The organism is Pseudomonas sp. GM21 (assembly GCF_000282215.1).
GTDB lineage: Bacteria > Pseudomonadota > Gammaproteobacteria > Pseudomonadales > Pseudomonadaceae > Aquipseudomonas.
In genome coordinates this window covers 1-13,006 of the sequence record NZ_AKJS01000072.1, presented here as the reverse complement: position 1 = coordinate 13,006, position 13,006 = coordinate 1, and the positions used below count along the sequence as shown (strand labels likewise).

At 58.0% G+C, this 13,006-nt stretch carries 12 protein-coding genes and 1 pseudogene; 6 read left to right on the top strand and 7 right to left on the bottom strand.

Going from position 1 to position 13,006, the window contains the following annotated elements:
- Positions 1-92 precede the first annotated feature (92 nt).
- From PMI22_RS18515 to PMI22_RS18520, 4 genes and pseudogenes are all read right to left on the bottom strand, one after another.
- Positions 93-1,481 carry an undecaprenyl-phosphate glucose phosphotransferase gene (locus PMI22_RS18515; RefSeq protein ID WP_007944967.1) on the bottom strand — a complete coding sequence of 463 codons (1,389 nt, stop codon included), beginning with the start codon at positions 1,479-1,481 and terminating at the stop codon, positions 93-95.
- A 210-nt stretch (positions 1,482-1,691) separates the two neighbouring features.
- Positions 1,692-2,231, bottom strand: a complete 540-nt coding sequence (rfaH, locus tag PMI22_RS30470) for a transcription/translation regulatory transformer protein RfaH (protein ID WP_007944966.1) — start codon at positions 2,229-2,231, stop codon at positions 1,692-1,694.
- Between the two features lie 452 nt (positions 2,232-2,683).
- Positions 2,684-2,976 (bottom strand): annotated as a pseudogene (locus PMI22_RS30465) (bestrophin family protein); the annotation flags it as partial.
- Positions 2,977-3,080: 104 nt separating this feature from the next.
- Positions 3,081-3,869: an alpha/beta hydrolase gene (locus tag PMI22_RS18520; protein WP_007944965.1), complete on the bottom strand. Its 789-nt coding sequence runs from the start codon at positions 3,867-3,869 to the stop codon at positions 3,081-3,083.
- A gap of 99 nt (positions 3,870-3,968) precedes the next feature.
- Between PMI22_RS18520 and PMI22_RS18525 the strand changes: the two genes are divergently transcribed.
- Positions 3,969-4,913, top strand: a complete 945-nt coding sequence (locus PMI22_RS18525) for an aldo/keto reductase (protein WP_081502766.1) — start codon at positions 3,969-3,971, stop codon at positions 4,911-4,913.
- Here the strand turns inward: PMI22_RS18525 and PMI22_RS18530 are convergent.
- A complete protein-coding gene (locus PMI22_RS18530) occupies positions 4,910-5,581 on the bottom strand; it encodes a glutathione S-transferase family protein (RefSeq protein ID WP_007944962.1) in 672 nt (223 codons plus the stop codon). The genes PMI22_RS18525 and PMI22_RS18530 overlap by 4 nt on opposite strands.
- 130 nt (positions 5,582-5,711) lie before the next feature.
- On the opposite strand from PMI22_RS18530, the gene PMI22_RS18535 reads away from it, so the two are divergent.
- A complete protein-coding gene (locus tag PMI22_RS18535; protein WP_007944961.1) occupies positions 5,712-6,083 on the top strand; it encodes a nuclear transport factor 2 family protein in 372 nt (123 codons plus the stop codon).
- A 44-nt stretch (positions 6,084-6,127) separates the two neighbouring features.
- Here the strand turns inward: PMI22_RS18535 and PMI22_RS18540 are convergent, their stop codons facing one another.
- Positions 6,128-7,519 carry an aldehyde dehydrogenase family protein gene (locus tag PMI22_RS18540; RefSeq protein ID WP_007944960.1) on the bottom strand — a complete coding sequence of 464 codons (1,392 nt, stop codon included), beginning with the start codon at positions 7,517-7,519 and terminating at the stop codon, positions 6,128-6,130.
- 100 nt (positions 7,520-7,619) lie between these two features.
- Between PMI22_RS18540 and ptrR the strand changes: the two genes are divergently transcribed.
- Positions 7,620-8,498, top strand: coding sequence for a putrescine utilization regulator PtrR (ptrR, locus tag PMI22_RS18545; protein WP_007944959.1), 879 nt, complete (start codon positions 7,620-7,622; stop codon positions 8,496-8,498).
- A gap of 122 nt (positions 8,499-8,620) precedes the next feature.
- On the opposite strand, the gene PMI22_RS18550 is transcribed toward ptrR, so the two are convergent.
- Positions 8,621-9,532, bottom strand: a complete 912-nt coding sequence (locus PMI22_RS18550; protein WP_007944958.1) for a LysR substrate-binding domain-containing protein — start codon at positions 9,530-9,532, stop codon at positions 8,621-8,623.
- Positions 9,533-9,678: 146 nt separating this feature from the next.
- Here PMI22_RS18550 and PMI22_RS18555 point away from each other — a divergent pair, with 146 nt between their 5' ends.
- The 3 genes from PMI22_RS18555 to PMI22_RS18565 all read left to right on the top strand — a co-directional run.
- Entirely contained in the window at positions 9,679-10,980 is a 1,302-nt protein-coding gene (locus tag PMI22_RS18555) for an NAD(P)/FAD-dependent oxidoreductase (RefSeq protein WP_007944957.1), read from the top strand.
- A 39-nt stretch (positions 10,981-11,019) separates the two neighbouring features.
- Positions 11,020-12,108 (top strand): polyamine ABC transporter substrate-binding protein, encoded by a 1,089-nt coding sequence (locus PMI22_RS18560; protein WP_007944956.1) that lies wholly within the window; start codon positions 11,020-11,022, stop codon positions 12,106-12,108.
- A gap of 207 nt (positions 12,109-12,315) precedes the next feature.
- Positions 12,316-13,006 (top strand): hypothetical protein (locus PMI22_RS18565; RefSeq protein WP_007944955.1); only part of this gene is annotated, 691 nt, incomplete at its 3' end.

Genomic DNA, 13,006 nt, shown 5'->3' with positions numbered 1-13,006 from the left:
CGCAGTGAAACTTGCGGATCAACGGTCGGGTTGATCGTAATTATTAGCGCGCACCACGTTGTGGCCGCAGTGCGCAGTGTAAGAGCAGGACATCAGTAGATGTTTTTCGAGAACAGCGTGAAGGGCGTCTTGATCAGAATCTTGATGTCCAGCCACAGTGACCATTGGTTGATGTAGTTAAGGTCCTGGGCGACGCGCAGCTGCATTTTTTCCACTGTTTCTGTTTCACCGCGATGCCCGGTCACCTGGGCCAACCCGGTAATGCCCGGCTTGAGGCGATGGCGGGCCATGTAGGCGCGCACTTTGCCGGTGTAGTAGATGTTGTGGGTCACGGCATGCGGACGGGGTCCGACCAGGGCCATTTGGCCGAACAACACGTTGAACAGCTGCGGCAACTCGTCGATGGAACTGCGGCGCAGGAAGCGTCCCACCGCCGTAACGCGATCATCTTCACGGGTGGCCTGGCGCACTTCGCGGTCGTCGTGAACGCGCATCGACCGAAACTTCCAGACGTTGATCACTTCACCGTTGCACCCGTGGCGGTTTTGCTTGAACAACACCGGGCCAGGGGAGCTCAGCTTGACGGCCGCCGCGACCATCAACAGCAGCGGGCTGAGCACCATTAGGGCCATGGCCGCCAGGCTGCGTTCGAACAGGTCCTTGCAAATCAGGCTGGCGGGGTGCGAACTGATCAGGCTTTCGTTGAGGTAGATAGCCGGCATCCGCTCGATTTCCGAGATCGAATGGTTGAGTAGCACCATGCTGCCTAAATCCGGGATCCACACCACGTCGACGCTCATGTCCAGCAGGTCGATGTACATGGCTTCGATGGTGGCGGCATGCTCCATCGTCAAGACGATATAGACGCGCCGCACGTTCAGCCGGGTGATGATGTCTCGAATTCCGTCGACCCGGCCTAGCAGCGGCAAATTGCTGGGTGCCGGGCCGCTGTCGTCGGCGGCGATGAAGCCCAGGACCAGTGCGCGGTTCGGCCGGGAAAGTTTTTCCGCCAGATCATGGGCGGTCGGACTGGTGCCGATGATCACCGAGCGGCGTTCATTGCAGACCTTTCGCGAGTGCAACCGGGCGAGGAAATGCAAGGGCAGAAAACTAAGCGCCTGAATCACAAACCCCATCACCGCCCAGACCATGATGACCTGGCGCGAATAAACCGCGCTGGTTTGGGTGATGAAGGCAATGGCCCCTAGAACAGCCAGCAGGATCAGCCAGCCAGCGAGCAATCGGCCGAGCCCGGCCAACAGGCCATGCCGCTTGTGGTAGACCTGCATCAGGCTGTAGATCGGCACCGAGCCGAGCACGGTCAGAATCAGCAGAATCCGGTAATCGCTGGTCAGGCTGCCGACGCGCCACCACACGAGTAGCATCAGCAGCGAGGTGGTCAGCGTCATTGCGCACACCCACTGCCCCCAGAACGTCAGGCCGCGGCGGTGTGTCATGTGAGCGGTATAGAGCGGAGTCATGGGCTTAACCTCAGAGCAGAAGTAGTGCACCAGCACTGGACGGGCAGACACGGCGTGGCTCCCGCAGGCTTTTCCGTAGTTCGGCAGAGGCGAAGCAAGTTTTTTTGTTATGGCGTTGAGGCAGCTTTTTTTATGGCGGACTGTTTGTTGGTTTCTAATGCCTGGAAGTTATCTTTGTAACTTTCTGGTAATAAGAAAGTGGGTGTGAAGTTAAACCACGTTTTTATGAAGTGGGATGTGCCGGCGTTCGAGATCGCTGCTTGGAACACAAATCGTTTGATCGCGATTAAGAAACTGCAACAGGATCATGACCCGCTCGGCCCCAAGCGAAGATATGAAGATGCTCTCCAGTGGCGACAATGGGCCTCCAATGATTTGAAAGTGTTCGCCGGGAGTCAGGTCATGATCGGCGTGCAGTTCCGTGGATTCAACACAGCGCGCACGCAGATGCTCGATGACGCACTCGGCCACCGTCGCAGGACCATGATTAAATTCGACAATGCGACTGACGCCGCGGGTAGAACGTATGGGCGCCCAATTGTCGTTACGGCTGAGGCGGATAAACAAATACCCGGGGAACAGCGATTCCAGCCCGCTGACACGTTTTCCGCGTATCACGCGTTCACTCACCAGCTGCGGGTGAAATATCACATAGTTTTGTTGAAGCAGGTTGAGGTGGGCGCGCTCATCCTGCCGGGGTTTGCATTGCAGAAGGTACCAATTAGACCGGTCGGAACTCTGTGCTGACATGCTGGTAAACTCTTTGAATTGAAAAGTTTAGGCAGGGCAGTGGCTCTATTGAGACCCAAGAAGTTCTAATCGAATAGATTTGTTTTTTTAGAGGTGCGCAGCTGTGTATCGCTAATGAATCACAAAATGCCTCACGAAAGTGCATGAATCAATAACGTGACGCTATATCGTGCATTACATTGACATAAGCTTGAAGTGAACTTTGCAGCGGGCAAAGCTACCGCACGGTCTGCACATGGACCCGCGAAAAAATTACATTGAAAGAGATCTGCCGAACAGTCGCTAACGAGATAGTCTGCACTCGTGTCCTGTACCAACAGACCGGTATAGTTATCGGCCACTCTTGGCGAACTGTCAAACGTTCCTTGTCAAAAAGCATGCCTTTTATCCTATAGAGATTAAGCGGGTGCTTAAGTAATTGTTTTAGCGAGGGTTCACCGAAGTCGGTGAAATCACCGCAACACAAAGTCCACTGGCACCAGCACCGGAGGTAGTTGGGTTTCTCCCATGGCCGTGAGGATTTCCCGCTCGATGGTGCGCACGAATGCGTCGAGGGGCAGATCGTTTCGTCGCGGCCAAAAGGGTCCTCCAGCTCATCGCCAATCGCGTCCAGGCCAAAATACGTGTAGCTGACAATCGCCGTGAAAATCGGAGTCATCCAGCCCAGGGGTTCGGCCATGGCGAATGGCAGGAGGAAGCAGAAAAGGTAGCTGGTTCGGTGCAGCAACAAGGTGTAGGAGTTCGGCCTTCAGCTGTTTCGCATCGCGCGCAGGCTAAGAGCAAGCGGGGGCTGAGTCCAATCACTCTGCGTTACCGCATGATCGATGCGGTCTATGAAAGGGCGCGCACTCATAATCCATCGCCCAGTAACTTGAGGTATTCGGGGCTGGCGGAAAGGGAGTTGTGACCAGCGTCCGGTATCACCTTCAGCGTCGCCACGCTGGGGGCGAAACGGGTGTAGAGCTGCAGCGTGCTTGAACGCGGTATGACCTCGTCATGCCCGGCGGCGATCAACAACGTTGGCACCGTGATGTGGGCTGCGTATCGCCAGGATTCGAATCGGTCCTTTAACAGCCACTTCACCGGAAACCACGGGAACCGCTGTTTGGCGAGGCCTTCCAGGCTGTCGTAAGGCGTGATCAGAATCAGCCGCGACGCCGGGCGTTGACTCGCCAGGCGCACGGCAACGCCTGAGCCGAGGCTGCGACCGACCACTGCAATAGTCGGATGGCGGTTATAGACCGTGTCAAACAAGGTCAAGGCATCGCGCGCAATCGCCTCTTCGGACGGTGAGCCGGTACTGGCGCCGTACCCTCGGTAGTGCATCAAGTACAACGCATGTTCGGGAAACGCCTGCGAAAACCCGGCCAGGTTGCGAGAGACATCCTCGGCATTGCCGCCGAAATAGATCAGCGCATTGGGGCCGTCATGGGGCCGGACAGTCACCTGCACCTGCGCATCCTCGACAGCCAGCGTCAGCAGCGAAGCCGGTGTATCGACGGCACTGGGTTGCGGGAAGTAGATCAGGGCGCGCTGAAACACGAACAAGGCCGCACACAGCGCCAGGTACAACGCGGCAACGATGACGATGGAAAACGCCAGGGTTCTGAACATTCGACTAACTTTAGGGGGCGACATTGATGGCTCTGGAGTCGAGGACCGCTAACACGTAATCAGTGCCAGAGTTTAGTTCAACGGTATCGGGGCACACAGGGGTGGGCCACACAGGCAAATACGATGAGCCACACTGACGGATACACGCGTCGACAACTACTCACGCTGGCTGCCGGTGCTTCGGCGGTTTTCACCTTCGATCGGGCGTTGGCAACTTCTGCGCCGTCGACGGAAACAGGAGGCAAGACCATGCTGACCCGCGCCATTCCATCCAGCGCCGAGCCATTGCCCATCGTTGGGTTGGGCACGTATCGCGGCTTCGATGTCGAGCCTTCCAGCCCCGCCTACAAACAATTGCCGGAGGTGCTCAGCGCCTTGTTCAAGAAGGGTGGCACGGTCATCGACAGCTCGCCCATGTATGGCCGCGCCGAACAGACGACAGGTAAGTTGTTGTCGATCCATGAACCGCGTTCGCCGGCCTTTCTCGCCACCAAGGTGTGGACCAGCGGCCGCGAGGAGGGCATCGCACAGATGGAGCAGTCCTTTCGCTTGCTACAAACCGATCGCATCGATCTGATGCAGATCCACAACCTGCTGGACTGGAAAACCCATTTGCCGACGTTGCGCCAATGGAAGGAACAAGGGCGCATTCGCTACATCGGCATCACCCATTACACGGCGTCGGCGTACGACGAAGTAGAAGCGCTGCTGAAGGTCGAACCGGTGGATTTTTTGCAGATCAACTATGCCCTGGACGATCGTGGTGCCGAGAAACGCATTTTGCCGCTGTGTCGTGAACGCGGTGTGGCGGTGATCTGCAACCGGCCGTTCGGCGGCGGTGGTTTGCTCGAACGATTGAAGGGCAAGCCTCTGCCCGGGTGGGCCGCGCAAGTGGGGGTCAACAGTTGGGCGCAACTGGCGTTGAAGTTCCTGTTGTCCCATTCGGCGGTGACCTGCGTGATCCCCGGCACCGGTAATCCGCGTTACATGGCGGACAATGCCGGTGCCGGTTTCGGGCCCATGCTCACGGGCGCACAGCGTGAGCAGTTGATCGATATCGTGCGTTAGGGGCGTGGGTAAAACCGTTGCGGGATGTCTTGCTCAAACGGGTAGAGCGAGAAGTAAGGCCTGGCTTCGTCGATCACCTGTTGTACCGACGGCCTGTCCATCAGCCGGTCGAAATAGGCGTTCAAGTGGCTTTGCTCTTCAGGAATCCGCTCCAGCGTACTGGCATAGAAAAGTGCCGGGGCGGCGGCGCAATCGGCCAGGCTGAACTCGTCGCTGGCCAGCCAGGTGCTGGTCGCCAGTTGACGGTCGAGCATGCCGTACACGGTCTGAAGGGTGGAGCGCTGCGGGGTCAGATTGCCGTTCGCACCGATGATGCGATCCAGGACAATTTGCTGCACTGGAGTCTGCAAATAGTTATCGCAGATCCGGTCCCACAGACGGACCTCCAGCGCAGTGTCCCAATTCCCCGGAATCAAGCGGGTTTGCCCGGCAAAATAATGATCCAGGTATTCAATGATGATCGTGGATTCCGCCACATCGAACTGAGCAGTGTGATCGCGAAAAACCGGGAATTTGCCGATCGGCCATAGCGCCTGCAACTCTGCTTTTTCTTCAGCGTTGCCCAGATCAATGATCCGTTTTTCGAAGTCGACCCCGTGTTCATAGAGCGCAATCAGTACTTTGTGGCAGTACGACGACAGTGGATGGTAATAAAGCGTCAGTGACATCGTTCAGCTCCTCCCGGGAAGTGGCCTCCCTCAGCATAGTCGCCGTCCGCGACGGTCCGAATGGCGGTGCTAGACTTTTGAGGTTGAGCCCTCACCTGCGGTGTGAGGACGATAAAGCTGGAGGTATGTCATGGCTGTTCATTCGCTGGACAGGGAGCACATCAGCGTTGTGATTCGCAATTATGTAGAAGGGATGGTGTTCGCCGACGAAGTGCTGCTGCGGCATGCGTTTCATCCCGCTTGTCGCATCATTGGTCACTACCATGGCGAGCTGGAATGGTTATCGCTGGATGATTTTGTCAGCGCGATCAGGGCCGAAGGGCCGGCGCCCAAAGAGGTCAAACCGTCCTGGGAAACGATCAACGTCGATATCACCGGGGATGCCGCCGCCGCCAAAGTGATTGATGACTACGTTGGCATGCGCTTCACGGATTATTTGTCGTTACTGAAAATCAAAGGGCGCTGGATGATTGTTAACAAGCTCTATTACCTGCACGAATAAAACCGCTGCCTGGGAGCCATCGACTCCCAGGCAGCGTTTTTCGCTTAGCGACGATCCAGCCACACGGTCTGCGCATTGCAGAACTCGCGGACCCCGAAGTGCGACAGTTCGCGGCCAAAACCGCTTTTCTTCACACCGCCGAAGGTCACGCGCGGGTCGGACGCGCAGTAGCCATTGATGAACACGCCACCTGTTTCCAGCTCAGCGGCCATCTGTTGGGCGAGTTCGACATTGCCCGTGTAAACGGTTGCAGCCAGGCCGAACTCACTGTCATTGGCCAGCGCCAAGGCATGTGCAGCGTCCCGCGCCGTGATGATCGACGCCACCGGACCGAACAGTTCCTGCTTGAACGAGGTCATCTGATCGGTGACATCGGCGAACACGGTCGGCTCATAGAAGTTGCCTGGGCCTTCAGCCTTCTTGCCGCCCATCAACAGGGTTGCGCCTTCTTCCAGGGTGGCACGCACTTGTTGATCCAGCTCATCGCGCAGATCAAAACGGGCCATCGGGCCAATGTACGTGTTGGCGGCCAGTGGATCGCCGACCAGCAACTTGCGTGTGGCTTCGACGAACTTGCGTGTGAACGCCTCGACAATGCCTTGCTCGACGATCAGGCGCTTGGCTGCTGCGCAGACTTGCCCGGTGTTCTGGTAACGACCGATGACGGCGGCTTTGACCGCTTCATCAAGGTCGGCATCGTTGAGCACGATAAAGGGGTCGGAACCGCCCAGTTCCAGCACGCATTTCTTCAACGCCGCACCGGCCTGAGCGCCGATGGCGATGCCGGCGCGCACGCTGCCGGTGAGGGTCACCGCCGCGATACGAGGGTCGGCAATTGCGGTGGAAACACCGTCGGGCGTGACGTGCAGAACCTCGAAAACGCCTTCAGGGAAATCGGCGTTCTTGAAGGCTTCCAGAAGCAGGTAAGCGCTGCCCATCACGTTCGGCGCATGTTTGAGTACATAAGTGTTGCCGGCAATCAGCGCTGGTACGGCGCCGCGCAGCACCTGCCAGATCGGGAAGTTCCACGGCATTACCGCGAGAATCGGCCCGAGCGGGCGGTATTCAATGCGCGCCTTGCCGCCTTCAACCAGGGTCGATTCGGCGTTGAGCATGGCCGGGCCGTGTTCGGCGTACCACTCGCAGAGCTGCGCGCACTTCTCGATTTCGCCGCGGGCCTGGGTGATCGGCTTGCCCATTTCCAGGGTGATCATGGTGGCCATTTTGTCCGCACTGTCACGCAGTGCCTGAGCCAGAGCGATCAACAACTGCGAGCGTTGCTCGACGGCTGTTTTGCGCCAGACGCGAAACCCGCCAGCGGCCCGCGCCAGGGCGGCTTGCAGGGCCGCTTCGGACTCAAAAGGGTAGTGGCCGATCTGCCCGCCTGTAGCCGGGTTGATCGAAATCGCGTGGGTAAGGCTGGAAACGCTGGTCATGGCACCGTCCTGCTGGGTGGGGATGCGCTCAGGTTACGGGGGTGTCTATTTTCTGGAAACTGAATAATACTGAGTATAACGTTCACGTTTGGAGAATGACTTGGATCTGGTTCAGCTGGAGATTTTCAAGGCGGTTGCCGAGCACGGGAGCATCAGCGTGGCCGCGCAACACATCCACCGGGTGCCCTCCAACCTGACGACGCGGATCAAGCAGCTGGAACTGGATCTGGGCGTGGACCTGTTTATCCGCGAGAAAAGCCGCCTGCGTTTGTCGCCGGCCGGCTGGAGTTTTCTCGACTATGCCCGGCGCATCCTTGACCTGGTGCAGGAAGCCCGCGCCACCGTGGCGGGTGAAGAACCGCAAGGTGCGTTTCCCCTGGGGTCACTGGAAAGTACGGCGGCGGTGCGAATTCCCGAGTTGTTGGCCGCCTACAACCAGAAACACGCCAAGGTTGAACTTGACCTGTCCACCGGGCCTTCGGGGACCATGATCGACGGGGTGTTATCGGGGCGACTGGCTGCGGCGTTTGTCGACGGGCCGGTGCTGCATCCGGCACTGGAGGGCGTGCCGGCGTTTGAGGAAGAGATGGTGCTGATCGCGCCGCTCAACCATTCGCCGATCCATCGCGCGCAGGATGTGAACGGCGAAAACATCTACGCTTTCCGCTCCAATTGCTCCTACCGGCACCACTTCGAACGCTGGTTCACCCAGGACGCGGCGGTGCCGGGCAAGATTTTCGAAATGGAGTCCTATCACGGCATGCTGGCCTGTGTCAGCGCCGGCGCCGGCCTGGCATTGATGCCGCGCAGCATGCTGGAAAGCATGCCGGGATGCACCACGGTAAGTATCTGGCCATTGTCGCAATCGTTCCGGTATTTGCGCACCTGGCTGGTGTGGCGCCGAGGCACGGTGTCCCGCAGCCTGACGATGTTTGTGCGCTTGCTGGAGGAGCGCGGGGTGGTGCAGCCACAACCCTGAACCCACCCCAAAACCCCTGTGGGAGCGGGCTTGCTCGCGAATGCGGACTGACATTCAAAAGGGATGTTGACTGACCCACCGCTTTCGCGAGCAAGCCCGCTCCCACAGGGGATCTGTGGTGGTCAGTAGGATTTGCGGGTACTTGCCATCCCCTCAGCCTGGCCGGCAAACCATTGCATGATCAGCGCGCATGCCGGATGCGATGCGGCCGAGGGTTGCAGGCATAGCGAATAACATCCTCGGGTCTTCAAGGGATGACCAAACGGGACGACGAGCACGCCACGTTCGATCGATTCCTCGGCCAGGGTCATGTCCGTCATGGCCACCCCCAGTCCGCGCGCGGCGGCATCCAGCGCCAATTCATCGAGATTGAAAGGGATGTGGCGGTAATCCTCCAGCGACTGGCCGCCATTGGCTGCCAGCCAGTCGATCCAGGCTTGCTTGTCCGCCGAACGATGCAGCAGCGCGAAACCCCTCAAATCCTCCACCGAGGCCAATGGCCGGGTCGGACTGCCGAGACCGGGGGCGCACACCGGAATCAGCGCTTCCTCGAACAGGGTCAGGCACGCAGGATCACTGGACGGCTCGGGCAGATAGAGGATGTAGGCGTCACTGTCGCTGGCCGGCTCGACGATCTCGGTCGCCACGGTCTCGATCGACAGGGAAATGTCTGGATGATGGCGATAGAAATCGCTCAGTTTCGGCAGCAACCAGCGAACCGCCAGCGACACATGCATGCGTATGCGCAAGGGGCGTTTTTGCGGGGACAGTCGATCTTCGAGGGTTTTCAATTGCTCAAGGATGGTGCGCGCGCTGCCCAGCACCAGTTCACCCTCCGGTGTCAGGCGAAGGCTGCGACTGCTGCGCACAAACATCGGCACGCCGAAGTGGCTTTCCAGTTGCTGGATTTGCCGGCTGACGGCGCTTTGGGTCAGGCACAGCGTGTGCGCCGCCTGCGTAAAGCTGCCGGCTTCAGCGACTTTCACCAGCGCCTGCAAGGCCTGGAGATTGGGTATGTTGCGAATTTTATCCATGCGTTTTCAGAATAGCTCAATGATTTTATAACGTTGGTTGTATCACCGAAGACCTAATAGATTCTAGCCATGACGGCCGCCATCAATCATCGTCCATGCGATTACTGCATGCGCAGGCCGGGAACGACAATCCAGGCAGGTGATGCATGAAAAATGAATGTGGCTGGATCGCGCAAACCGAAAGCATACCGGCGCGTGATCGTCTGAGCGGTTTGCAAAAAGCCGATTGGCTGGTGATCGGTGCCGGCATTACCGGCCTGAGCGCCGCCCATGCCCTCGCACAATTGCACCCTCAGGCGCGCATCGCGGTGGTCGACCGCCAGCGTGCGGCGCAAGGTGCTTCGGCACGCAATTCCGGCTTTGTGGTGGCCCACGAACACCCGACCAACGCTGAGTTGATCGGCAGTCCGGGGTTTGCCGAGTTTGAAGTGGACACCACCATTTCTCGCGCCGCTCGTGCAGAAGTCGGCGAGATGATTGCCCGCCACGGCATTGAGTGCGACTTCAGGGACTCCGGCTATTTCTTCGCCGTCAGCGATCCAGGCAAGTTGACCCGCGTCGAGGAAAAGCTGCAAACGCTGGGGGCACTGGGCGCCTCTGCGCAGTTTCTGGAAGGAGAACAACTGGCTCAAACACTCGGTACCCGGCATTACCGCGCAGCGATCTGGTGCGGCAATGGCAACGCGCTGCTGCAACCGGCCAAATACGTGAAGGGCTTGCTTGATGCGCTGCCCCAGACGGTCACCGTCTACGAAAACACCGACATCACCAGCCTTGAGCGTCTGGATAAAGGAGGTCTGCGGGCCAACGGTGTCGAGGGCAGCGTCGAGGCGAAACAGGTGCTGGTTTGTCTCAATGCCTTTGTGCCCCGCGCGGGCATCCAAGACAGCGGCACCTTTGCCATGGAACTCAGCGCCAGCCTCACGCGGCCGTTGAGTGACGCCGAGTTTCGCGACATGGGCAACGTCGAACCTTGGGGCGTTTTGTCCACCCGTCCGCTGGGCGCCACGGTGCGCCTGACCCCGGATCGCCGCGTGATGGTCCGCAACACGGCGGAATACCGTTCGCGGGATTTGTCTGCCAGTGAACTGTCGATCCGCCGTCAACACCATGTACTCGGCTTGCAACGACGTTTTCCCTGGTTGGGCGAGCAAGACATCCAATACACCTGGACCGGACACCTGAGCGCCTCGCGTTCCGGGCAACCGTATTTTTCACAGGTGCAAGAGGGCGTGTTTGCCGTGGCCGGTTGCAACGGTTCCGGCGTGGCGCGCGGCACCCTGTGGGGGCGGTTGCTCGCTGAACTGGCGTCGGGTGTTGACTCGCCGCTGCTCGATTCGGTGATGCGCCGGGCACAACCCGGCTGGCTGCCACCCCGGCCACTGCTCGATATCGGTGCCATGCTGCGGATGCGCATAGAGGCCATCCGGGCAAAGACAGAAATCTAGAAAACCGGTTACCACAAAAGAACAAAAAGGTGATTGAACATGCGCGTTAACACTATGCCCTTGATGGTCCTGCTCACGACGTTTTCGGCAGCCACGTATGCCGACGAACAGGTCAATATTTCCAACTGGAACGGCTACATCGCCGACGACACCCTGGTCAACTTCACCAAGGAAACCGGGATCAAGGCCACTTACGATATTCACGACAGCAACGAAGTGCTGGAATCCAAGTTAATGACCGGTAACACCGGTTATGACGTGGTCAGCCCGTCGAACCATTTCCTGTCCCGACTGATCAAGGCCGGGGCGATTCAGAAACTCGACAAAAGCCAACTGCCCAACTGGAAAAACCTTGACCCGGCGTTGATGAAAAAACTCGAGGTCAACGATCCCGGCAATCAGTATGGCTACCCGTATATGTGGGGCACGGCCGGGATTGGCTACAACGTCGAGAAAATCAAAGCGATCTTTGGCAACACCGACGTCACCCGTTCCTGGAACCTGTTTTTTGATGAAAACAACATCAAGAAGTTGAGCGAATGTGGGGTGGCGATTATTGATAACCCGACGCAGATCCTGCCGATCACCCTCAACTACCTTGGCCTGCCGCCTCACAGTCACGACCCGGCGGATTACAAGAAAGCTGAGCAGGCACTACTGAAAATCAGGCCCTACGTGCAGTACTTTCATGCCTCCAAGTACATCAGCGATCTGGCGAACGGCAATGTCTGCGCGGTAATCGGGTTTAACGGTGACGTGGTGCAGGCCGCCGCCAGCGCAAAGGAAGCCAATAACGGCATTAACATCGCCTATTCGATTCCTGACGAAGGCTCGACGCTGTGGTTCGACATGGTGGTCCTGCCCAAGAGCGCACCCCACGAGAAGAATGGCTACACCTACATGGACTACCTGCTGAAGCCGCAAGTGATTGCCAACATCAGCAACAGCATTCATTACGCCAATCCCAACAGTGCAGCGGATGAGTACGTGGTGCCCGCCGTGAAGCAGGACCTGGCGATTTATCCGCCAAACAGCGTGTTGGATAAACTGTTTACCGTAGAGGAACTGCCGGCGGCCATCGCACGGTTGACTACCCGGTTGTGGACCAAGTTAAAGACTAATACCTGACATTTGATGAACTTCGGGTGTGCATCACGGTGGTATCTGGCCGCTCTCGGAATCGTGATGAACATTAGGAAGAACACATTCAGGCCACGCTGGAGGGCACGACTTTGTAGTCCGTCTCCTACACAAACTTAGGACTCGCCAGCGTTACTCCAAAGCCGCACCTGAGCAGAATTCGCCGCCTCTTCTTCTTGTTGTCGGTGGATCCTTATGTTCGCGTTGGGTATGCGGTTGTCTCGATTGTCGGTGTCGGTGTCGGGCGCTTTGTTGGTGCTGGGAGCCACGCCAGGTGAGGCTGAGGCTACTTGCTATTGGTACAGCGGTTGCTACAAGACAACACAGACTTGGGATCTCAATAATGATTACGACGTACATTTCGGCACCGGTGGCGTGTACAAAGACGGCAGCGTAACTAATAGCAATGTCTTCCTCCACGATCAGGGGCGGGCAACGGGAATCACGGTCAAAGACAAGGGATTTCTGGAGGCCAGAGAGGACAGTTTGATCGAGGACAGTACTCTGCAAGCCGGTGGTGAAATTGAAGTGCAGGGCTCGGCCAAGGCCATTCGCATCACCGTCGAGGGGGGGAGGCTGGAGCTCTTTGAAAACGCTGTGGCCGAGGACAGCACTGTGCAAGCCGGTGGTGAAATTGAATTGCAGGGCTCGGCCAAAGGCATTCGAACCACTGTCGAAGACAAGGGGCGCCTGAGAATCTTTAACAGTGCTGAAGCCTATGACAGCGTTGTGCAAGCAGGTGGTCATCTTCAAGTCGCCAACATGAGCAAAGCCATTGGCACAACCGTTGACGGGGGAACCCTAGAGCTTTGGCACGACGCTGTGGCCGAGAACAGCACTGTAAAAAATGGTCTTATGGTTGTAACCCCCGGTGTCAGGATAGTTG

Bases quoted from the DNA above. Each gene is read 5' to 3' on its own strand.
- PMI22_RS18535 (WP_007944961.1), top strand. From the start codon at position 5,712: ATGGCTGTTCATTCGCTGGACAGGGAGCACATCAGCGTTGTGATTCGC.
- PMI22_RS18520 (WP_007944965.1), bottom strand. From the start codon at position 3,869: ATGTCGCCCCCTAAAGTTAGTCGAATGTTCAGAACCCTGGCGTTTTCC.
- PMI22_RS18540 (WP_007944960.1), bottom strand. From the start codon at position 7,519: ATGACCAGCGTTTCCAGCCTTACCCACGCGATTTCGATCAACCCGGCT.
- rfaH (WP_007944966.1), bottom strand. From the start codon at position 2,231: ATGTCAGCACAGAGTTCCGACCGGTCTAATTGGTACCTTCTGCAATGC.
- PMI22_RS18515 (WP_007944967.1), bottom strand. From the start codon at position 1,481: ATGACTCCGCTCTATACCGCTCACATGACACACCGCCGCGGCCTGACG.
- PMI22_RS18560 (WP_007944956.1), top strand. From the start codon at position 11,020: ATGCGCGTTAACACTATGCCCTTGATGGTCCTGCTCACGACGTTTTCG.
- PMI22_RS18550 (WP_007944958.1), bottom strand. From the start codon at position 9,532: ATGGATAAAATTCGCAACATACCCAATCTCCAGGCCTTGCAGGCGCTG.
- PMI22_RS18525 (WP_081502766.1), top strand. From the start codon at position 3,969: ATGAGCCACACTGACGGATACACGCGTCGACAACTACTCACGCTGGCT.
- PMI22_RS18530 (WP_007944962.1), bottom strand. From the start codon at position 5,581: ATGTCACTGACGCTTTATTACCATCCACTGTCGTCGTACTGCCACAAA.
- PMI22_RS18555 (WP_007944957.1), top strand. From the start codon at position 9,679: ATGAAAAATGAATGTGGCTGGATCGCGCAAACCGAAAGCATACCGGCG.